Below are 22,284 nucleotides of genomic sequence, written 5' to 3'. Positions count from 1 at the left end.
CAGATCGGGCACCGCAGTACCGAGCCGATGATCACTTGTACCTCACGATGTTTCGTTGCGTGCCGAGGTCGATCGCTCCGTCGTCGCTGGCCACGTTGGTCTCGACGACATCGCCGTCACGCAGGTACTTCGGATTCTTCGCTTGGGTCTTGAAGAACAGATTCCATTTCACGGCCGCGGGCAGCAGCGCGGCGATCTTTTCTACCGGTTTCGGCGGCGCGCTGAGCGCGGTGCCAACCGGGGTGCCGGTCAGCACCAGGTCGCCGACGGCCAGCCGCTGGAATTGCGCCAGCGCCTGCAGGGCCTGGGCCGGCTGATAGATCATGTCGCCTTCGACGCACATATCCTGGCGGACTTCGCCGTTCACCGATAGCCGTAACCGCAGCTCGGTGAAGCGGCTAAGCTCGTTGGCATCCAGCAGCACCAGCGCCGGACCCACCGGGGTGAACGTCGGATACGACTTCGATTCGTAGAACTGGGTTTTCGTTAGCTGCACGTCGCGCGCCGACACGTCGTTGGTGACGACAAGGCCGGCGATGTATTCCGACAGGTTCGACTCGGAGATCGTGGCGCCGACCGGGATGTCGCGGCCAATCACCAGACCGATCTCCACCTCGTAGTCGAGGAACTTGACATGGTCGGGCTTGACGATGTCGTCGAACGGGCCGCTGATCGAGCCGGAGGCCTTGCGAAAGAACGTCAACGGAGTGGATTTCGGGTCCATGCCGGCGTCCCTGACGTGCGAGGCGTAGTTGGTCATCTGGGCCACGACGCGACACGGGCTGGTCACCGGCGACATCAGCTGCAGGCTGCCGACGGGCACGGTGTCGCTGCCGTGGGCGGCCGCGTCGATGGCGGCCCGGTCGCCGAGCAGCTCGGCTGTGGTCGCCGCCGTGGTGGTGATCCTGGCTGCGCCGGTAGGTGTCCTCACCCACCAGCCGTCAGCGGTGCGCAGTATCGAAATCGTCATGAGCTGGCTACTTTCATCAAGCCGATCAGGCGGTTGAAATCGAATTCGTTGTCGTCGCGCAGCGCGGTCATAATCGAGCGTGCCTCGTGGGGAAGGGATCTGGGGCTGGTGCCGAGAAAGTCCTTGGTGACCGGCGGCCCCCACTGGGCCAGGCCCGATGCAGTGAACGGCGCCCAGCCCGGCTCGAGGGTGCAGTCGAACATGTCGCCGTCGCTGAAGTGCTCGACCAGGAAACCGTCCGGGTCGCGCCAATAGTCGAAGATCTGGCTGCCCTGGATGTGGCGACCGATGCCCCACGAGCGGTAATAGCCGCGCTCCGTGAGGTATTCGCCGCCGGCGGCCATCGCATCGAGATCGCACACCTGGTAGGCGGAATGCACGTAGCGGTTGCACGGACCCAGTGCCATTGCCAGCGTGTGATGGTCGGCCGGTGTCATGCCGCGGTCGCAGCGGATGAAGCTCATCGTCGGGCCCCGATCGCGCTGGCCGGGGAAGTACAGGAAGTCGCTGACGATCATCCCGAGATTGTCGAGATACCAGTTGAGCGCCTCCAGGTACTTGGTGGTCTGCACCACGACATGCCCCAGCCGCTGCACTCGGGCGGGTTGGCGCGGCGGACGTTGCGTGCGGTTGGTACGGCGCACCTCGTGGCCGAAGTTGAAGGTGTGTGACGGTTGCGCCGGCAGCTTATCGAGCTCGCGTGTGCCGGCCACCACGTGAACGGGGATGCCGCACGGATCGACCAAGTCGACGGTCAGGCCGCCGATCGTGTCGGGCAGTGGGCGCGTCCGCGCGCGGCTGGCGCCGGCCAGCCTCAGCACGTCGTCCTCGTCCTGGGCCGTGAACGCGGTGCCGACAAAGCGCGACCGCGGACCACGGCGGACGATTAGGCATGGCGCACCCGGATCGGTGCCGCGCAGCTGCAACTCGTCGTCGGTGCGCAGCACCGTGGTGAAGCCGAACGCCCGCGCGAATGCCTCGGCGCGCACCAGGTCGGGCTTCTGAAACTCCAGCCACGCGATGTCGTGCACTTTTATCACCGGGTTTGGTGACCGCCCGGGATGTTCGCCCTTATGTGCGCCCTGCGCGCTGTGCAGGTCGTTGTGGGCGCCCACGTGGTCGTTCATTGCTCGCCTCCACTGCTCACTGAAGCTATCTTCACTTAAGAAGGTGCGTTCAGTCAAGTGCTTTTGAAGAAATCTTCATAAGTGAGTATCCTGTAAGGCGTGACCGAGCACGACAAACCGGCCAACCGCCTGGAACGACGCAAGCAGCGCACCCGCGCCGCGTTGATCAAGGCGGCGCAGGCCTTCATTGCCGCGGGCAAGTTGAACGTGCCCGTGCAGGAGATCAGCCAAGCCGCAGACGTCGGGATCGGCTCGCTATACAACCACTTCGAGAGCAAGGAAATACTGTTCCAGGCGGCGGTCAACAAGGTGCTCGACGTGCACGGCGCTCTGCTGGACACCTTGCCGGCCGTCGACGATCCGGCAGAAACATTCGCGCGCAGTTACCGCCTAACGGGTCGGCTGTTTCGGCACCGTCCCGACCTCAGTCGGGTGCTGCTCAACATCGGCTTGTCGTTGATCAGCTCCGACCGAGGCCTGGGGCCGCGCGCCAAGCGCGACATCGCCGCGGCCGCTGACGCCGGCCGGTTCCACGTCACCGATCCGGAGCTGGCGATGGCGGTCGCCGGTGGCGCACTGATGGGTCTGGGCCAGCTGCTCAACGATCAGCCCGAACGTGACGATGCCGAGGCGACCGACCGGGTCACCGAGGATGTGCTGCGCATCTTCGGTGTGCCCGCCGACCAGGCGCACGAGATCTGCCGTCGGCCGTTGCCCGAGATCGCGGACCTCGCCGAGGGCTCGGCAGCCTGAGCGCTACATGACAATTCGGATCGGCACGTCGGGCTGGTCCTATGACCATTGGGCCGGCGTGCTGTATCCGCCGAAAATGGCGGTCGCCAACAGGTTGGCCCGCTACGTCGAGGAATTCGACACCGTCGAGCTCAACGCCAGCTTCTACCGCTGGCCGCGCGACGCCACGTTCGCGGGGTGGCGGGAGCGTACGCCGCCGGGATTCACGATGTCGGTCAAGGCGCACCGCGGCCTCACGCACTTCCGGCGGCTCAAGTCACCCGAGCCCTGGGTGGAGCGATTCGAGCGCTGCTGGGCGGCGCTCGGCGACCGACGCGAGATGCTGCTGGTACAAGTGCATCCCGAGCTGGAGCGCGACGACGCGCGACTGGATTACTTCCTCGCGCGCATGCCGCAGTGGATCCGGGTCGCGATGGAGCTGCGCCATCCGTCGTGGGACGACCCCGCGGTGTACCAGCTGCTGGAGCGCCACCGCGCTGCCTACGTGGTGATGAGCGGCGCCGGGCTGCGCCGGATCATGCGCGCGACCACCGACGTGGTGTACATCCGCATGCACGGGCCGGCCGAGTCGATGTATCAGGGCTCCTATTCCACCGACGAGCTGCGGTGGTGGGCCGAGCGGATCGGCGAATGGCACCGCGAGGGCCGTCGCGTGCTCGTCTACTTCAACAACGATCCATCCGGACACGCCGTGCGCAACGCGAGAACGCTGAAGGAGCTGGTGTCGCGTTGAGGCGCTGACAGCCATGCATCGCGTTGCTCGGTCAGCTTCTCGAGCAGCTGGTCAAGGAGTAGCAGGCCGCGAGCAGGTACGGACGGCGGTCACCAGGATGCCGCGCGGCGCGGTGGCAGAAATGGACCCCCCGCACGTGGCGCCGGTCCTCGAGCACGCCGACAAACTGGCCGAGATCATCAAGGTGTTTTGGCGCGATCCGGGGGCCTGCGTCGTACGCTGATTCGACATGACAGAGTCGTCCACATTCGTCATCGTCGGCGGCGGTCTCGCCGGGGCGAAGGCCGCAGAATCTTTGCGTGACAAGGACTTCGGCGGTCACGTCGTGCTCATTGCCGAGGAGGACCAGCTGCCCTACGAGCGGCCGCCGCTGTCCAAGGAGTTCCTGGCCGGCAAGAAGTCGTTTGGTGAGTTCACCGTCGAGGACTCGGCCTGGTACCGCGACCACAACGTCGACCTGCGCCTTGGCACCAGCGCGACCGCGGTGGACCCGTCCGCCCACAGCGTGGTGCTGCCCGACGACAGCACCGTGCACTACGACAAGCTGCTGCTTGCCACCGGCTCGCGGTCCCGGCGCCTGCCGCTGCCCGGGTCCGACGGCGCGGGCGTGCACTATCTGCGCACCATCGAAGACGCGCAGGCGCTCGATTCAGTGCTCAGCGACGGATCGTCGCTTGCCGTCATCGGCGCCGGCTGGATCGGCTTGGAGGTCGCTGCCAGCGCGCGCGAGCGGGGGGTCAACGTCACCGTGGTCGAAACCGCGCGGCTGCCGTTGCAGCACGCGCTGGGCCCCGAGGTCGGCGAGGTGTTCGCCCGGCTGCACCGCGACCACGGCGTCAACCTGCGGCTCGGGTCGAACGTCGAGGAAATCGTCACCTCGGGACACGGGGCCGGGCTGCGCTTGGCCGACGGTGCCACGATCGACGCCGACGCGGTTCTGATAGCCGTGGGCGCCGAACCGAACACTGAGCTCGCCGAGCACGCCGGGCTTGACGTCGCGCACGGCGGCGTCGAGGTCGACTCGTCGCTGCGCACCAGCAATCCCGACATCTACGCGGTAGGAGACATCGCCGCCGCCGCGCATCCCCTGTTGGGGATGCGGGTGCGCACCGAGCACTGGGCCAACGCGCTCAAGCAGCCGGCGGTCGCCGCGGCGGCGATGCTCGGCAAGCACGCCGAATACACCGAGGTGCCGTACTTTTTCACCGACCAGTACGACCTTGGGATGGAGTACGTCGGGCACGCGCCGAGATACGAGCGCGTGGTGTTCCGCGGCGACGTCGACGGCCGGCAGTTCTCCGCGTTCTGGCTCGACGGTGACAACCGCGTGCTGGCCGGGATGAACGTCAACATCTGGGAGGGACTCGACGACATCAAGGACCTGATTCGGTCGCGGGCGCCGATCAACCCCGACCGGCTGGCCGACACCGGGGTGGCACTCGACGCGGTGCTCAGCGGTTGAGTGCTGATACGCTGCGCGGTCGTGACGAGGGCTGGGTGTGCGATCCTGGCGGCCTGCACATCACTGGCGGCCTGCACGTCGCTGGCGGCCTGCACGTCCGGGCAGGTGATCAATACCGGCGACTGGGCGTCGCCGACCGAATCCAGCCCATCAGCGCTGCCGCCGCAGCTCGACAACCGTAACCTGGTCAATGCGTACAACTACTTCGCCCAGTCACGGGGTCAGGCCGGTTACTACTTCACCACGCCGAGCGGCAAATGGCATTGCGCGATCGTGCCGCGGGTGCAGGCGGGGTGTCAGTCCGCCGCCCAGTCGAGCATGGGTATTCCGGGCGAGCCCAACGCCGTGACGACCGCTACGGGTGACGCCAAGGCGCCGAACGCGCTCGTCGTCGAAACCCAAGGCGATGCCCACTTCGCGTGGCTTGACCAGCCGGGCTTCGCGCAGCTACCCGGGCCGGCGAACGCGTTGCAGTTCAACAAGATTCTCGCCGCGGCCGGATTCCGCTGCAACGTGCAGGACGCCGGTGTGTCATGCGTCAACGAGACGACGGGCAAGGGCTTCACCTTTTCGGCCAATGGATATTCGCTGCAGTACACCGACGTTGGCTGACGGGCAATCGGGACTAGTCCCTCAGCGCGGCTGTGCCGTCGGGATGCACGCGCACTTTGATGCCGGCGATGTCCTCGACGACCGTGGTCTCGGCCTCTGTGGGATCGGTGATCACGGCAAGCGTCCGGTGATCCTCAGGGGTGCGGACGGCAAGGAAGGCCTTCTCGGCCCGTCCGTTCCGGTCGAACGGCGCGGTCCACGCCTCTACGGTGCCGACTCCATCCCATTCGACGACCGCAGCCCTCGTTGGTTCCCGATCGACCAGCGATTGCACGTCCTCCCAGCGGAATTCGCCGGCCGGTGGTTCGGTGCCGTACACGCCGAAGCTGTGCTTGGTCAGATATCCGCCGTTGGCGGTGATCAGCCCGCGACTGCCGGGCTGCTCGACGAGCCGCTGTGCCATGGTGCCGATCGCGTGGGTCACATAGTTGTTCCACGGCCCGCCCGCGAACGTCAGCCCGCCGGTCACCGTCAGCGGTCGATCGCGATCGCCGACCGGTAGCCCCAGTTCGATGGCTGCGACCTGTACAGCCGACGGGAAGCACGAGTAGACGTCGATCAGTTCGACGTCGTCAACCGCGAGACCGGCGAGTTCGAGTGCGCGCGTGCCGGCGATTCTGATCGCGGGCGACGCGTGCAATTCGGCGCGTTCGCCGATCGCGTACGTGTCGTGCGCATCAGTCCCGGTGTACGGGAAAACCCAACGCTCCGAAGGGATCTTGAAGCGGTTGGCGGCCCGCACCGACGCCAGTATCACGACGGCAGCCTGGTCCACCATGTTGTTGGAGTTCAGCAATTTGGTGTAGGGCCAGCTGATCATCCGATTGTCGGGGGCCGGCCGCCAGATCTGCTCTGCCGACAACGCCTTTCGGCTCCACGCGTTCGGGTTGTCTTCGGCGACCGCGCTGAACCGCGACCACAGTTCGCCGATGCGGCGGCGGTGGTCATCGCACGGTTCGCCGCTCGCGATGCGCAGCGCCTGCTCAAACATCGGGTACACGTTGGCCGGCCTGCCCAGCCCGATGCGCTCCTCGGCGGGTCCCACCATCGGAACGTCCGCACTGGCGCCTGGGGCTAGCGGAACGGTCTCGTCCTGACGCGGCCAATCCGGCCTGGTGCCCTGTGCACGCAACCGCATTCTGGTGCGCCATGTTTCGGCGCCGGCGATCAGCACCACGTCGACGCGGCCGTGCTGAATGTCGAGGCAGGCCTGGTTGACAAGCGACTGCGGCATGTTGCCGCCGACCCCGCTGTAGCTGGTGGCGGCATCACGAGCGCCGATCAGCCGGGCCAGCGGCCGGCCCGGATCGCGGTAGCGCCACGAGAACACGTTGACCACCCGGATCGACTCGACGGCCGCCAGCACGCGGGCGCCGGCCGCCTCTCGCGCGGCGGCGGCCATCAGTTCGACCGGTTCCACCGGATCGGTGTCGCCGCGCTGGTTGACCTGACCGGACGCGACGAGCACCGGTGTTCGCGGATCAAGCGGCATCACATGCCCTTTCTCGATGTGGGCGAGGCCGGTTCGGTCGGGGCGAACAGCGCGCCGTCGGCGATCAGGCGTTCGGTCTGTTCGGTGTCGAGCGCCAGCACCCTGCGGCAGATCTCACGAGTGTGCTCACCCAGCATCGGGGCCGGGCGCAGCTCGGCCGGCGGAATGTGTCGATACGGCGCTGGGCCGGTTTCGCTGTGGAACGTCCGGTCGAACAGCGGATGCACCATGTCGCTGAACAGTTGTCGGTGTCGCACCTGCGCATCGTCGAGCACGTCGTCGGGCCGGTTCATCGCGCCCGCGGGCACGCCGGCGTGCTGCAGCACCTCGGTCAGGACGGTCTTGTCGAGCGTGCCGGTCCAGGCCGATATGTCGCCGCCCGTCGCTTCGGCCAGCGCGCGACGGTCATCGTCGCCGCGAATCGAGATCACGCACCACTCGTCGTCGCCCGCGCACGGATACACACCGTGGATCGTCGGGTCGTCGGTCACCGGGTGGCCCGATGCGCGGGCGGCGTCGGCGACGTAGCGGGTGTCGAGCTGGTTGACCGCGACCTCGGCCTGCGAAATGTGTACATGACCGCCAGCTCCCGTGCGGCGGCGGCGGATCAACGTCGCCAGCGCGGCGATCGCGGTGATCCGGGCGACGATGTGGTCGGGAAACACCGTGGTGGCATCGAAGAAGTTCCACAGCCTGGTCAGTCCGGTGACGGCGCGGACCAGCGGGCCGTACCCCATCCGTTGGCTCCACCGCCCGCTGTCACCGAACGCGCTGCTTTCGGCCAGCACGACGTCCGGGTTGATCTTGCGTAGCTGCTCATAGGAGAAACCCAGGGCGGCGAGGGTTCCGGGCTTGAAGTTGGCGAAGACGGCGTCGGCGTCGGCGACCAGCCTGCCGAAGACGTCGGCACCTGCGGGGTGACGCAGGTCAAGGCCCAGCCCGTACTCGTTGCGGTGGGTCAGCGCGAACGTCTCGCTCATCGGCTGCGCCGGACGAGTCTGCCGCAGACCGTCCGGATACTGCGGGCTCTCGACCTTGATGACCTCGGCACCCATGTCGGCGAACAACCGACCCAGCTCGCCGCCCGCGACGATCACGCCGAGGTCGACGATGCGCAGGCCCTCGAACGGCCGACCGATCGGGCGTTGCGGTGCGGCCGCCGGGCGGGTCGGTGCCTGCCACCGGGGCGGGTCAGCACCGGCGGGTGGGATGGGGCGGCGGATGCCGAGCCGCTGCCCGTCGACGACGAATGGGCCGATTGGGACGGTGGCGTCGACTCCGGGTGCGAACGAAACCGCGGCGAGGGCGCCGACGTCGCGGAAATGCCCGGAGGACAGGGCTTCCGCCGGTGTCAGCACGGCGGCGATGGGCACGCCGTAGCGCTGCCCCGCGGCCACCAGCTGCGCCATCGTCTGATCGGCGCACAGTCGTGCGGCCAGCGCGCCGATCTCCCTGGTGGCCGCGAACCGCTGGCCGAGCCGCTCATATTTGGGGTCTTGAAATTGCTCGGGCTCGCCGAGCCACGCCCGCATGCCACGCCATTGCCGCGGCGACATCACGCACAGCCGGACGTGTCCGTCCTTGCATGCAACGATCGGGTAGACGTCCTGATTGCGGGGCCGGCCACGCCATCCGCCGGGCCGGTTGCCCAGCGCGCCCTGCCCCATCGACCCGAACGGCGGATCGAGCACCTGAACGACGGCCTCGAAACGCGAGAAGTCGATGTAATCGCCGCGGCCATACCGCAGTCGGTGGTAGTAGGCGACCAGCGCCGCCCATGCGGCCTGCGCCGCCGCGGTGGCAGACGCGATCCCGTCGGGCGGCAGCACCGGCGTGCCGGTCGGCGGTCCGGACCGCGACAGCGCCGTCGACAGCGCATACAGCACCGGATCGGTGGCACGCCACGACGCGTGCGGTCCGTCGGCGCCGAAATCGGTGACCGACATCACGACCAGGTGGTCGAAGCGGCGCGCCAGTTCGGCGCACGGTGCGCCGAAGGCGGCGGCCTGCCCGGGGATTCCGCTGTCGACGACAATGTCGGCGCCACCGGCCAGCTCCATGAAGAGGCGTCGGTCCGCGTCGTCCTCAGGATTCAACGCCGCACTGCGCTTGTTCGCGTTGTGCAGGGTGAACGCAACGCTCGCTGCGGCAATGCTCGGCGGCGCCGCGCGGCCAGGACTGCCGCCCGGCGGCTCGATCTTTAGCACATCGGCGCCGAGATCGGCCAGCGGCCGGGTGACCGCATCGGCGCCGCCCACCGTTAGGTCGAGCACCCGAAGATCGGCGAGGGGCAGCTGATCGGCAACGGGCAGCTGATCGGGCGGGGTCACCGGGCGCTCGCCGCCAGCAGTCGCTGCACCCAGTCGAGCATCGCATCCGCCCCGGTGACGACGTACATCAGGTCGACGAACACGTCGGTGTAGCCGTTGTCCGCCAATCGCCGCACCGCGTCGGCAACCTCGTCGACGGCTGTGCCGTGCGCGACATTCACCCGGACATTCGTGGAGATCGAGCCGGGGTCACGGCCCGCCGCGGTGGCAGCCGCTTCGATGGCCTGCCGTTGGGCGCTCAGCGCCGCCAAGTGCACGCCGCCGGGCACCCGCACGGCCGCCAGCCACCCGTCGGCCCGGCGTCCGACCCGGCTCAGCCCGGCGGGGGTGAACGCGCCGAGGTAGATCGGCGGATGCGGCCGCTGCACCGGCTTCAGGTCGACCCACGACGGCGGCACGGACCAGCGGGCGCCCTCGTGCTTCACCGGCGTTGACGTCCACAGCGCCTCGAGCGCGTCGAGCTGCTCGTCGAGCTGCGCGCCGCGCCGGCTGAACGAAGCGGCGGCGGCCTGATATTCGTCCGGCGACCACCCGATGCCGAGGCCCACGATCAGCCTGCCGCGGCTGACCACGTCAATACTGGTCAGCTGCCTGCCGAGCTGAACGGGCGGATACCACGGCGCGACCAGCAGGCTGCTGCCGAGTTTCGCGGTGCTGGTCACGACGGCGGCCACGGCCAGCGTCACAAACGGGTCCAACGACGTGCGGAACTGCTGCGGGATCGCATCGGTGCCGGGATAGCCGATCGCGGGGTTCACCGGCGCCAGCAGCCGGTCGCCGACCCACAGGCCGGCCGCGCCAAGCTGTTCGGCCGTCGCCGCGAAGTGCGCCAGGTCATCGCGGGCCGATTGCCCGAACTGCGGCAACGCAAAACCCAGCACGATCGTCAGCGTAGTGCCCGGGTATCGGGTACGAACGAGCCATGAGCGCAGAGACCGTTTACATCACGCCGCCCACGCTTACCGACGACGAAGTCGATCTGATCAACGCGTACTGGCGCGCGGCGAACTACCTGTCGGTCGGTCAGATCTATCTGCTCGACAACCCGCTGCTGCGGGAACCGTTGGCACCCGAGCACATCAAGCCGCGGCTGCTCGGGCATTGGGGCACGACGCCCGGCCTCAACCTGATCTATGCCCACCTGAACCGGATCATCCGCAACCGCGACGCCGACGTCGTCTACATCGCCGGTCCGGGGCACGGCGGCCCGGGCGTGGTCGCCAACGCCTATCTGGAAGGCACCTATTCCGAGGTCTACACCGGTATCGGCGAAAACACCGACGGACTGCGAAAGCTGTTCCGCCAGTTCTCTTTTCCCGGTGGCATCCCCAGCCATGTCGCCGCCGAGACGCCGGGCTCGATACATGAAGGCGGCGAGCTGGGCTACGCGTTGGTGCACGCCTACGGGGCCGCGTTCGACAACCCCAACCTGGTGGTGGCGTGCGTGATCGGCGACGGCGAGGCCGAGACCGGGCCGCTGGCCGCCGGCTGGCACTCCAACAAGTTCCTCAACCCGGTCACCGACGGCGCGGTGCTGCCGATCCTGCATCTCAACGGCTACAAGATCGCGAATCCGACTGTGTTGTCCCGGATTCCGCAACAGGAGCTCGAATCGCTGCTGTACGGCTACGGATACCGGCCCATCACCGTGGCGGGGGACGACCCCGCGAACGTGCACCGGCAATTGGCCACCGCGCTCGACGAAGCGTTCGACCAGATTGCGGCGATCCAGCAGGCGGCGCGCGTGGACAACGAGAAGGGACGACCGCTGTGGCCGATGATCGTGATGCGCACCCCGAAGGGGTGGACCGGGCCGAAAGTGGTGGACGGCAAGCCGGTCGAGGGCACCTGGCGTTCACACCAGGTGCCGCTGGCCGAGACTCACACGAATGCCGAACACCGTGCCCGGCTGGAGGAATGGTTGCGCAGCTACCAGCCCGAAGAGCTGTTCGACGACGGCGGCGCGCTGCGCCCGCAGCTGCGGGCGCTGGCGCCCGATGGAATGCGGCGGATGAGCGCGAACCCGCACGCCAATGGCGGGCTGCTGCTTCACGACTTGGATCTTCCTGATTTCACCGACTATGCGGTCGAGGTCGCCAAGCCGGCCGCGAAGACCAGTGAGGCCACCCGCGTGCTCGGTGCGTTCCTGCGTGACGTGATCGCCCGCAATCCGGACCGATTCCGGATGATGGGGCCCGACGAGACCGCGTCCAATCGGCTCAGCGCGGTGTTCGAGGCCACAGGCAAGGTGTGGGTGGCCGAGACCGACGCCAACGACGAGAACCTCGCCCCCGACGGCCGGGTGATGGAGGTGTTGTCGGAGCACCTGTGCCAGGGCTGGCTCGAGGGCTACCTGTTGACCGGCAGGCACGGGCTGTTCAACTGCTATGAGGCGTTCGTGCACATCGTCGACTCGATGCTCAACCAGCACGCCAAGTGGCTCACCCGCAACCGGGAGCTGCCGTGGCGGCGGCCGATCGCGTCGCTGAACTACCTTCTGACGTCTCATGTTTGGCGACAGGACCACAACGGCGCGTCACATCAGGATCCCGGCTTCATCGACCACGTCGCGAACAAGCGCCCGGAGGTGGTGCGGGTGTATCTGCCACCGGACGCCAACACGCTGCTGTCGGTGGCCGATCACTGCCTGCGCAGCCGCGACTACGTCAACGTCGTCGTCGCCGGCAAGCAGCCCGCGCTGAGCTACCTCGACATGGACGCGGCCATCTATCACTGCACCCGTGGACTCGGCATCTGGCCGTGGGCCAGCACCACGACCGGCGAGCCCGACGTCGTGCTGGCATGTGCCGGCGATATCCCGACGCTGGAGACGCTGGCGGCGGCCGACATCCTGCGGCGGAGGCTGCCGGACGTGGCGGTGCGGGTGGTCAACGTCGTCGACATCATGCGGCTGCGGCAGGACACCGAACATCCGCATGGCTTGCCGGACAGGGAGTTCGACGCGCTGTTCACCCCGGACAAGCCGGTTATCTTCGGCTATCACGGCTATCCGTGGCTGATTCACCGGCTCACCTATCGGCGTGCCAACCACGCGTCGATCCATGTGCGCGGGTTCAAGGAGCGCGGCACCACGACCACGCCGTTCGACATGGTGATGCTCAACGACCTGGACCGCTTCCATCTGGTCATCGACGTCATCGATCGCGTGCCCGGGCTGGGCACCCGGGCGGCCGGGCTGCGCCAGGAGATGATCGACGCGCGGCTGGCCGCGCGCCGCTACACGCGCGAGTTCGGTGAGGACGATCCGGCGATCTCCGGCTGGACGTGGGACTCGGATTACCGCGCCGGCGCAGGGCGCTCGCGGGATCCGCAGCCGGTCAACGAGCCGGAATGAGGCACCCGAGCCCGAAGGTAGACTCGGGCGCAATGTCTGACCACGCCGCGGCGGCCGCGGACCCTCATCCGCTGGTAGCCCAACTGGCCGCGCTGCACCACTTCCGGACGTACGTCGACATCGGCGTTGTCGTGGTGGTTCTCGCGATGAGCAATCTGATCGCCCATTTCACGACGCCATGGGCGAGCGTGGCCACGGTTCCGGCCGCGGCGGTCGGACTGATGGTCCTGCTGCGGGCCCGAGGCATGGGCTGGGCCGAACTCGGGTTGGGCCGCGACCACTGGAAGTCCGGCGTTGGTTACGCTTCGGCGGCGGTCGCGCTGGTGATGTCGGTCATCGCGATCGGCGCGCTGCTTCCGCTGACGCGGCCGATGTTCCTCAACAACAACTACGCGACGGTCTCGGGCGCGGTGATCGCGTCGATGATCATCATTCCGCTGCAGACCGCGATTCCCGAGGAGCTTGCCTTTCGCGGGGTGCTGCACGGTGCGCTGAACAGGGCGTGGGGGTTCCGCGGTGTCGCCGCCGCGGGTTCGGTGCTGTTCGGATTGTGGCATATCGCCACCTCGTTGGGTTTGACCAGCAGCAACGTCGGCTTGGGTCGGGTGTTCGGCGGCGGCATTGCCGGTGAGGTGGCCGGGGTGGTGCTGGCCGTGTTGGCCACGGCGGTCGCCGGATTCGTGTTCACCTGGCTACGACGCCGCAGCGGCAGCTTGATCGCGCCGATTGCGCTGCACTGGTCGCTCAATGGGCTTGGCGCGCTGGCGGCCGCCATGGTGTGGCACCTAACGACCTGACCCCGCTTCAGCTCCGTGCCGACGTGCTGGCCTCGACGACTTCCTTGGCGACCACTACGACCGGCTTGCCCGACTCCTGCGACAGCTTGGTCAACAACGAGAAAGCGGCGCCCGCGCCGACGTCGTACCGCTCCATCAGCATGCCCTTGGCCTGCCCGATAATGTCGCGGCTGCCCAGCGCGGAACGGAACTGACGGCCGCGGTGGACGTTGTGCAGCGTCACCGCGGCATGTGTGGCCAACAGCCGGCCCAACTCCTCGGCATCGGCGTCGAACCCGTGTGGCTTGTGCGCGTGCAGGCTCAGCACCCCATAGTCGTGCAGCTCTGTGTGGATCCGGTAGCACAGCATCGACCGCACCGGCGTCTGCGAGAGCACCCGCTGGGTGAACCGCGGCCACCTGGTGTCGGCCGCGAGATCGTCGACGCGGATCGTCTGGCGCTGCTCGATCGCGTCGAACGCCGGCCCCTCCAGCGCCTGCGCCTGGATCTCGTCGATCAGATGCGGAAAGCCCCCGCTGGCCGCCGACGGCCGGATGCCCCGCTTGCCCGCGACGAGTACGACGCTGGCGTCGGCGACCTCCTGGATGTGAGTCGACGCGAGCAGCGCAAACCTTTCGAGCACCTCCTCGGGGTGCGGCCGCGACTCGTCGCACACACTGCGCACCAGGTCGGCGATCGCGCAGTACACACCGATGCCGGGGGTTTGCGCTGCGAGCACGCCGCCGTCGTAGCCGAGAAGCTTCGCTTCTTCCTGGCTGTCCAGCTCCGTCACCGGCTGGTCACTGATCCACGACTTTGCCATCTGCTCCGACTTGTTGACCGACTTCGCCCATCTAGTTCACGCTTACACCGTCCCGGAGTCAATACGGCAACGCAACGATGTCGGCGGCTGGTTAACAAGGGATTCCGCGACGTTGTGGCTACACCAGCAGCACCGCCGCCCCGGCGATGCGGCCTTCGCTGAGATCCGTTAACGCCTGATCGGCTTTCGACAAGGGGTATTCCGGTGTGCTCACCTGGATGTGGTGCCGGCCGGCGAAGGTCAGAAACTCGCGGGCGTCGGCGCGGGTGTTCGACGTCACCGAGCGCACCTGACGTTCCTGGAACAGGTGCCGCTGGTAGTTCAGTGTCGGGATGTCGCTGAGGTAGATGCCGGCGATCGCGAGGGTTCCGCCACGGTCGAGGGCTTGCAGCGCCGGCAGCACCAGGTCGCCGACCGGGGCGAACAGGATCGCCGAATCCAGCGGCACCGGCGGCGGGTCGCTGGCGCCTTGCACTGACGCGGCGCCGAGACTCTTCGCGAGCTGCTGCGCGGCCGCACCGCGAGTCATCACGTGCACCTCGGCGCCCTGCGCGATGGCGACCTGCGCGGTGATGTGCGCGCTGCCCCCGAACCCGTACAGCCCGAGGCGGCCACCTCCGGGAAGCTCGGCGCGCAGCAGCGACCGATACCCGATGATGCCGGCACACAGCAGCGGCGCAAGCTCGCTGTTCGAGTAGCCCGCCGGCAAGTGATGCGCATATGCCGAAGGGGCGGTGGCGAATTCGGCGTAACCGCCGTCCGCGTCCCAGCCGGTGTAGCGCGACCCGGGGCAGAGGTTCTCCCGGCCGCGCACACAGAACCGGCAGACGCCGCAGGTGTGTCGCAGCCAAGCGATGCCAACGCGGTCCCCGGTTTTGAATTCGCTGCCCGCGTCCGCCCCGACCTCTATGACTTCGCCGACAACCTCGTGCCCCGGAGTGACTCCCGGCCGGTGCACCGGGAGATCGCCCTCGGTGACATGAAGGTCGGTCCGGCACACCCCGCATGCCTTGACGGCCACCAGCAGCTCGTCGGGCGCCGGGCGCGGAACATCGGCGGTCACCCATCGCAGCGGATGCGAGCTCATCGGCCCCGGCCGCCGGACCCGCCAGGCCGTCATCGTGCGGTTTGCAGCCATGCCTCCATCAGTACACGTCCCGCACGTAGCGCTTGGCGGCAACCAGCTCACGCTTGTAGTTGTGGGCCTCCTCGTCGGACATGCCGCCGTGGGTCTTGATGATCCTGGCCAGCGCGGCGTCGACGTCCCTGGCCATCCGGGTCGCATCGCCGCAGACGTAGAAGTGCGCGCCGTCTTCCAGCCAGCGCCACAGCTCCGCGCCGTTGTCCAGCATCCTGTGCTGGACGTAGACACGCTGCGGCTGATCGCGAGAGAACGCCAGGTCAAGCTTGGTCAGGAAGCCGTCGGAGAACATGTCCTCGAGCTCGGTGCGGTAGTAGAAGTTCTCGGCCGCGTGGCGGTCGCCGAAGAACAGCCAGTTGCGTCCGGGGTAGCCGAGCGCGCGGCGCTGCTGCAGGAAACCACGAAACGGTGCAATGCCGGTGCCGGGGCCGACCATCACCATCGGCGTCGAGGGGTCCTCCGGCGGGCGGAAGTGCGGTGAGCGCTGCAGGAACACCGGCACCGGGCGGGCCGCGGCGCGGTCGGCCAAAAACGTCGAGCACACGCCGCCTCGCGCGGTGCCATCTGCGCCGCGGTAGCGCACGATCGACACCGTCAGGTGCACCTCGTGCGGGCTGACGAGCGGGCTGCTGGCGATCGAGTACTGGCGGGGCGTCAACCGAACCAGCGCCTGCTGCCACTCGGCGGCCTCGGCGCGGATCGGGAACTGCTCGACGATGTCGATTCCGTTGCGGTCGAGCAGCCAGGTGTCGAAGTGGGACTTGTTGGTGCGCAGTGCCTTGACGGCGGCCCTGTCGGCGCCCGCACCGGCGATGAAGTCGAGCAGATTTGGGGTGACGCGGCAGATGTCGTAATGCTCGGTGAGCGCGTCGCGCAGCGGCATCTCGGCACCGTCGACCTCGACGACCTCATGCTCCGACAGGCCGGTGGCGGTCAGCCACCTGGTCACCATCGCGTCGTGGTTGGGGGCGTAGACGCCGAGCGTGTCGCCGACGGCATAGGTGACGTCGTACTCGGAGATGTCGAAGCCGAACTGGCGGACCTCCTTGCCCGCGGTCGGCGCGCTGAGCGTCAGGTTGCGGGAGAGCGGCGCGGCGACCGGCTTGGCTCGGCTGAACGGCTCGGCGCTGAGCGGCTTGGCGGGCGACGTGACGGCGGCAGTGGCGGTGGCGGTGACGGGCGCGCTGAGCATCCTGGTGACCTGGTCGGCCCAGCGCGCCATCGGCTCGTCGTCAAACGCCTCGCATTCGGTGCGCTCGATCAGCTTGGTCGCGCCAAGGGCGCCGAGGCGGGCGTCGAGGGACTTGGCGTGACCGCAGAAGTTGTCGTAGGAGCGGTCGCCGACGCCGAGCACCGCGTAACGCACGCCATCGAGCGCCGGCGCATCCGATGATTCCAGCCGGCTCCAGAAGTCCGCGCCATTGTCCGGTGGGCCGCCGTCGCCGAACGTGCTGGTGACCACGAGCACGTCGCCGGCGGCCCTGAGGTCATCGAGGTCGCAATCGTCCATGTTGACCAGCCGCGCCGGCGCGCCGGCGGTGTCGAGTTGCTGGACGAGCCGTGCGGCGAAGTTCTCGGCGTTGCCGGTCTGCGAGGCCCACACCACCAGCGGCCGGGGCTGGTTCGGCGCCGTCTCCGGGGCGGGCCGGGTGTACGCACCGGCGAGCATGCCGTCGACGCGTAGCCGCACCTCGGCGCTGACCGGTGCGTTGGCCGGCAGCACCGGAATATGGGGCAGCTCTATCGGAAGCGTCGTGAAAAAGCCTGCCAGGTAGTGTTTTTCGGCGACGTTGAGGGACGGCGGCGGGTGGTCGGCGAGGTGGAGTGCCGAGCCGATCGGGTGCATCTGCCGGCGCGGGGCGACCTGTTGGGGTACCGGGCGAAGGCTGACCGCGCAGGCCTTGAACTCGGGTTGCAATGACTCGGCGTCGACGGCGTCGTTGGTGACCGCGTTGACGGCCAGGTTTTCACCGTGCTCGTCGTTCCAGTGAAACGGCACGAAGCAGGTGCCGGGCCGGACGCGGTCGGTGACGATGGCCGGCAGCACGGCGTGGCCGCGGCGAGATCGCAGTTCGACGCGGCGGCCGTCCTCGATGCGCAACGTTGCGGCGTCTTCGGGATGGACTTCGACGAACGGGCCGCTGTTGAGCTTGTTGAGCTTTTCGACCTTGCCGGTCTTGGTCATGGTGTGCCACTGGTGTTGCAGCCGGCCGGTGTTCAGGATCAGCGGGTACTCGTCGTCGGGCAGTTCGCGGGCATCCATGTGCGGCCGCGGATGAAACACCGCCCGGCGTGAGGGGGTCGGAAAGGCCAGCCTCGGCCGGTGCCCGCCGGCGTCGATGAACAGGTCCTGGGTGGTGCCGTCGTTGAGGTAGCGGATCGGATGGCGGTCGGCGTGATCGCCCGGTGGGCACGGCCACTGCAGCGGCGTGTGACGCAGCCGCTCATAGCTGGCACCGCGCAGGTCGTATCCGGTCTTCGGATTGGCGAATTGGCGGATTTCGTCGAAGATCTGCTCGGCTGACTCATAGTCGAAGTGCGCGCCGAAACCGAGTTCGGTGGCGACCTGGCAGATGAGCTGCCAGTCCGGGCGAGCCTGCCCGGGCGCGGGTATCGACTGCCGCAACAGGGTCATGTTGCGTTCGGAATTGACCATCACGCCGTCGGATTCGGCCCACAGCGTCGCCGGCAGCACGATGTCGGCGTAGCGGTTGGTCGCCGTGTCGCGGTACGCGTCTTGGGTGATCACCAGCTCAGCGGCCGTCAGTCCGGCGATGACCCGCTGCCGATTAGCCACGCTGACAACGGGATTGGTGCATATGATCCAGCACGCCTTGATGTCGCCTGCTGTCATGCGTTCGAACATCGCGACGGTGCCGGGTCCGACGTCGCCGCGGACGGCGCCGGGCGGCAATGCCCATCGCCGCTCCACGAATGCCCGGTCGTCGGCCGACAGCACCGAGCGTTGCCCCGGCAGACCCGGGCCCATGTAGCCCATTTCCCGTCCGCCCATTGCGTTGGGCTGTCCGGTCAAGGACATTGGGCCGCTGCCCGGTCGGCAGATGGCGCCGGTGGCCAGGTGCAGGTTGCAGATCGCGTTGGTATTCCACGTGCCGTGCGTGCTTTGGTTGAGGCCCATCGTCCAGCAGCTCATCCACTCCCCCGCGTCGGCGATCATCCGTGCGGCGGTGCGGATGTCGGCTTCGGCGAGGCCGGTGATCTCGGCGACGCGGTGCGGCGGGTAATCCGCCAGGAAGGCCGGCATCGCGTCCCAGCCCTCGGTGTGCTCGGCGATGAATTCATCGTCGATGTCGCCGGATTCGACGAGCAGGTGCAACAGCCCGTTCAGCAGCGCCAGGTCGGTGCCGGGCTTGATCGGTAGGAACAGGTCGGCCCTGTCGGCGGTCGCGGTGCGGCGCGGGTCGACGACGATCAGCTTGGCCCCGGCCTTGAGTCGATCGGCCATGCGCAGGAACAGGATTGGATGGCAGTCGGCCATGTTGGAGCCGATGACGAAGAACAGATCGGTGGCGTCGAAGTCGGCGTACGAGCCAGGTGGGCCGTCGGCCCCGAGCGACTGCTTGTAGCCGGTGCCGGCGCTGGCCATGCACAGCCGCGAATTCGATTCGATATGCACGGTGCGCAGGAAGCCCTTGGCCAGCTTGTTAGCCAGATACTGTGCTTCCAACGACATCTGGCCCGAAACATAAAGCGCGATAGCGTCGGGGCCGTGGACGTCGAGGATGGTTCTCAGCCGCCGTGCCGCTTCGGCGATCGCGTCGTCGACCGGTGTGGGCAGCAACTCGTCGTCGCGCGTCGGCCGAAGCAACGCCGAAGTCAGCCGGCCATCGTCGGCACGCATCAGCTCGGCGTGCGTCACACCCTTCGTACACAGCCGGCCAAAGTTCGTTGGATGAAGTTTATCGCCGGAAACCCGTGCGATGACGGGAGATCCGGTGTCCGAGTCACGCGTGGTGCGGACTTCGATGCCACAGCCCACGCCGCAGTACGAGCACGCCGTGCGCGTCAGCATTTCTTCGCGCGCAGCCATACCGGCCATGGTGGACAGGCACTGTTTTCAGCCCTTTCCGGCCAGGTAATCACCAGGTAGCCAGTTGCTCACCGCCGCATGCGCGGCGGGGTGAGTGGCCCCTAGGCGCGTCTGAACACTTTGACCAGCCAAAGCAGAACGACCGACCCGGCCAGCGCGATGAAGAAGGTAAACCAATAACCGCCACTGTTCACATCGACACCGACCAGATTCAGCACCAGACCGGCAACGAAGGCACCCACTACGCCCACCACGATGTTGAGCAGGATGCCCATCTGCTTGTCGGTTCCCATGATTTTGCTGGCGATCCAGCCGGCGATGCCGCCGATGATGATGTAGCCGATCCAACCAATGCCGGTTTTACCGTCGAGGTTGAGGGCCAGAAACTCGGTAGCCGAAGTGGTATCCATCGCGACTCCTAGTCCACGCCGCTGCCTTTGCCGCCAGCCCAGCGGCCGCGCTGGACCTGTGCACCGGTATACGCGGCGAGCGTAACGATTCGGCCGGCATTTCGGGCACGGTCATCATTAATAAGTGGACAACGTCAGGGAAAGCGTTATCAGGCCGGCGGCATCATTCCCGGCGCGTTCTGCGGGTTCACCGGTACCGGCACGCCGACCGGGGGTTGCCCCGGTGCGGCCGGCGCAGGCGGTGCACCCGGTGCCCCGGGTGCCGCATTCTGATCTGACGCCGGCGCCTCGGGTGGTGGCGGCGGAGCCCACGGTCGGATCGACTCGGCGAGCGCCTTCGCCGCGGCCTTGTCGACCGGATGGTTCGCATTGCCCAGCCACACCACGAACCAACGGTCGTTGCGAGCCGGAACGTTGCCCTGACGCGCGGTTGTGGTACCGATCGCCGCGGCCCAGATCTGGCCGTTGGGCCGGTTGGTGTCGGTGAATTTCACCTCGTAGTACGACGCCGCACCCGGCATCCCGCCGGCATTCAGCGGGGTAGTCTCCTGGTTGATCCGCGTGCCCGGGTACGGCATGAAGAACTCACCCATATCCGAGGCCAGCCGCACCGCGGCCTTCGTGTTGTCGGGCTCAGCGCCGGCGAACAGCTTCAGATCCAGCTTGCCCAGCAGGATGCTGGTGTCGGTCGCCGGTACCGGCGTCCCGTTCGGGGGGTTCGCCACCAGCAGCGCCGAGCCGTAGGTCAGGCGCGACGCATCCGCACTGGCCCAGCCCGCCGGGACGACGAAGCTCATCGCGCCGGCCGCGTTGTTCACCCGGCCGGGCTCCGGCGGCGGAGCGGGCTGCGCAGCGTTGGGGTCTGGCGGCGCGTTCGGATCGGCCGCCGGTGGCGGCGCATACTGCGGTACCAGCGGGTTCTGCTGGGGCGGCGGTGCGGGGTCCGCCGGTGGCGGCGCCGCATTCGTGTTCGGGGACGGCGATGGCGGCGGCTGCGCTTGCGACGTGGCAGGCAGCGCGAATGCCAACGCTCCAGCGCTGGTCACAGCCGCAATCGCCAGTGTGGTCCTGAGGCCCTTGCGGGGTTTCGGGGTCGGGTCCGGCTGAAGCATGACGACGAAATTACCGTGTTACCGGGGTGACGCAAGTGTGATCTGCTCATTCTGTGACCTTTTTGCCGAGGCCGGCATACAGCGCGACCTCCTGCGCCTTCACCGAGAAATAGACTTGCTCACCCGGTGCCAGCCGCAGCTCCGTCGCCGCGTCGACGGTGATGTCGGCGGCAAGGCCCGGCGCGCCGTCGTCCTGCTCCTCGCCGCGGACCCGGATTCCGGCTCCGCGGCTGTCGACCTCCGCCAGGGTGACGGCGACGGTGTTGCGCGGGCTGCCGCGCGGGGCGTCTCGATACACCGCGGCCGCCGCCGGAGCGAACACCGCCACGGCGGGCCGACCCGGCTCGGGCGGCGTGTCGCTGCTCGGCACGCCGTGCCACCGCACGTCGCGGTGGGTGCGCAGCACGCCGTCCTGTTCGAGCGTGCCGTTGACCAGGTTGATTCCCGCGATACGGGCCGCGAAGTGGCTGCGCGGCGCCGCCAGAACGGTTGCGGCCGAACCGATCTCGGCCACCCGGCCGGACTCCAGCACGAGTACGCGGTCAGCCAGCGTGAGCACGTCGAGCAGCTCGTGGGTCACCAGCACGGCGGACCTGCCGTCGGCGGCCAGCACACCGCGCAACAGGTTGCGGATCGCCGCCGCGGCCGCCACGTCCAAGCCGGACAGCGGCTCGTCCAGCAGCATCACATCGGGCCGGGCGGCCAGCGCCCGCGCGAGCGCGACCCGTTGGGCCTGCCCGCCCGACAGCTGCGCCGGCGACCGATCGGCCAAGTCAGCGGCGTCGACCCGCCGCAGCCAGAGGGCCGCGGCCTCTCGCGCCCGTCGACGGCCCTGCCCGCGACTGCGCGGGGCGAACGCGACGTTGGCCGCCACCGACAGGTGCGGAAACAACAGCGGGTCCTGCATCAGCATCCCGACTCGGCGCTTATGCGCCGGCACGAACACGCCTGCGGCCGTGTCGGTGAGCGGATTGTCGCCGAGCCGCACAACACCGTCGTCGGGCCTGAGCAGCCCGGCGATCAGGTGCAGCGCCGTCGACTTGCCCGCGCCGTTGGGCCCGAGCACGGCCACGACTTCACCGGCGCCCACCGAGAACTCGATGTCGACACCGCGCTCGGCGACGACGGCGCGCATCT

17 protein-coding genes are annotated in these 22,284 nt (G+C 68.0%); 6 read left to right on the top strand and 11 right to left on the bottom strand.

Annotated features, from left to right (window positions below; all coding sequences use genetic code 11):
- Positions 1-31: 31 nt before the first annotated feature.
- Together VE759_RS06380 and VE759_RS06375 are read right to left on the bottom strand one after the other, a co-directional pair.
- Entirely contained in the window at positions 32-970 is a 939-nt protein-coding gene (locus VE759_RS06380; RefSeq protein ID WP_324929319.1) for a fumarylacetoacetate hydrolase family protein, read from the bottom strand.
- A complete protein-coding gene (locus tag VE759_RS06375) occupies positions 967-2,097 on the bottom strand; it encodes a VOC family protein (protein ID WP_324929317.1) in 1,131 nt (376 codons plus the stop codon). Before VE759_RS06375 ends, VE759_RS06380 begins: the two co-directional genes overlap by 4 nt.
- Positions 2,098-2,196: 99 nt before the next feature.
- Between VE759_RS06375 and VE759_RS06370 the strand changes: the two genes are divergently transcribed.
- From VE759_RS06370 to VE759_RS06355, 4 genes are all read left to right on the top strand, one after another.
- A complete protein-coding gene (locus VE759_RS06370; RefSeq protein ID WP_324929315.1) occupies positions 2,197-2,850 on the top strand; it encodes a TetR/AcrR family transcriptional regulator in 654 nt (217 codons plus the stop codon).
- Between the two features lie 7 nt (positions 2,851-2,857).
- Positions 2,858-3,583 carry a DUF72 domain-containing protein gene (locus VE759_RS06365; RefSeq protein ID WP_324929313.1) on the top strand — a complete coding sequence of 242 codons (726 nt, stop codon included), beginning with the start codon at positions 2,858-2,860 and terminating at the stop codon, positions 3,581-3,583.
- 229 nt (positions 3,584-3,812) lie between these two features.
- The gene (locus VE759_RS06360) at positions 3,813-5,045 is read left to right on the top strand and encodes an NAD(P)/FAD-dependent oxidoreductase (RefSeq protein ID WP_324929311.1); all 1,233 of its coding nucleotides are present in this window, start codon (positions 3,813-3,815) and stop codon (positions 5,043-5,045) included.
- Between the two features lie 21 nt (positions 5,046-5,066).
- Positions 5,067-5,657, top strand: a complete 591-nt coding sequence (locus VE759_RS06355; protein WP_324929309.1) for a hypothetical protein — start codon at positions 5,067-5,069, stop codon at positions 5,655-5,657.
- Between the two features lie 13 nt (positions 5,658-5,670).
- Here the strand turns inward: VE759_RS06355 and VE759_RS06350 are convergent, their stop codons facing one another.
- The 3 genes from VE759_RS06350 to VE759_RS06340 are packed head-to-tail and all read right to left on the bottom strand — an operon-like array spanning position 5,671 to position 10,360.
- Positions 5,671-7,149, bottom strand: a complete 1,479-nt coding sequence (locus VE759_RS06350; protein WP_324929307.1) for an acetyl-CoA acetyltransferase — start codon at positions 7,147-7,149, stop codon at positions 5,671-5,673.
- A complete protein-coding gene (locus tag VE759_RS06345; protein WP_324929337.1) occupies positions 7,149-9,461 on the bottom strand; it encodes a CoA transferase in 2,313 nt (770 codons plus the stop codon). Before VE759_RS06345 ends, VE759_RS06350 begins: the two co-directional genes overlap by 1 nt.
- 14 nt (positions 9,462-9,475) lie before the next feature.
- Complete coding sequence (locus VE759_RS06340; protein WP_324929305.1) at positions 9,476-10,360, bottom strand: TIGR03619 family F420-dependent LLM class oxidoreductase; 885 nt, start codon at positions 10,358-10,360, stop codon at positions 9,476-9,478.
- Positions 10,361-10,401: 41 nt separating this feature from the next.
- On the opposite strand from VE759_RS06340, the gene VE759_RS06335 reads away from it, so the two are divergent.
- A complete protein-coding gene (locus VE759_RS06335) occupies positions 10,402-12,834 on the top strand; it encodes a phosphoketolase family protein (protein ID WP_324929303.1) in 2,433 nt (810 codons plus the stop codon).
- 32 nt (positions 12,835-12,866) lie between these two features.
- Entirely contained in the window at positions 12,867-13,631 is a 765-nt protein-coding gene (locus VE759_RS06330; RefSeq protein WP_324929301.1) for a CPBP family intramembrane glutamic endopeptidase, read from the top strand.
- A 7-nt stretch (positions 13,632-13,638) separates the two neighbouring features.
- Here VE759_RS06330 and VE759_RS06325 read toward each other — a convergent pair whose 3' ends face one another.
- From VE759_RS06325 to VE759_RS06300, 6 genes are all read right to left on the bottom strand, one after another.
- A complete protein-coding gene (locus tag VE759_RS06325) occupies positions 13,639-14,433 on the bottom strand; it encodes a GAF and ANTAR domain-containing protein (RefSeq protein WP_324929299.1) in 795 nt (264 codons plus the stop codon).
- Positions 14,434-14,551: 118 nt separating this feature from the next.
- Positions 14,552-15,571: a zinc-binding alcohol dehydrogenase family protein gene (locus VE759_RS06320; protein WP_324929297.1), complete on the bottom strand. Its 1,020-nt coding sequence runs from the start codon at positions 15,569-15,571 to the stop codon at positions 14,552-14,554.
- A 7-nt stretch (positions 15,572-15,578) separates the two neighbouring features.
- A complete protein-coding gene (locus VE759_RS06315) occupies positions 15,579-19,625 on the bottom strand; it encodes a bifunctional nitrate reductase/sulfite reductase flavoprotein subunit alpha (protein WP_324929295.1) in 4,047 nt (1,348 codons plus the stop codon).
- A 101-nt stretch (positions 19,626-19,726) separates the two neighbouring features.
- Positions 19,727-20,035: a GlsB/YeaQ/YmgE family stress response membrane protein gene (locus VE759_RS06310; RefSeq protein WP_324929293.1), complete on the bottom strand. Its 309-nt coding sequence runs from the start codon at positions 20,033-20,035 to the stop codon at positions 19,727-19,729.
- Positions 20,036-20,184: 149 nt separating this feature from the next.
- Positions 20,185-21,147, bottom strand: coding sequence for an APA family fibronectin-binding glycoprotein (locus VE759_RS06305; protein ID WP_324929291.1), 963 nt, complete (start codon positions 21,145-21,147; stop codon positions 20,185-20,187).
- 46 nt (positions 21,148-21,193) lie between these two features.
- Positions 21,194-22,282, bottom strand: a complete 1,089-nt coding sequence (locus VE759_RS06300) for a sulfate/molybdate ABC transporter ATP-binding protein (protein WP_324929289.1) — start codon at positions 22,280-22,282, stop codon at positions 21,194-21,196.
- Between the last annotated feature and the right edge of the window lie 2 nt (positions 22,283-22,284).

It is taken from the genome of Mycobacterium sp. (assembly GCF_035640695.1).
GTDB lineage: Bacteria > Actinomycetota > Actinomycetes > Mycobacteriales > Mycobacteriaceae > Mycobacterium.
The sequence above is the reverse complement of the archived record's forward strand: the minus strand, read 5'-3'. Positions and strand labels throughout refer to the sequence as shown.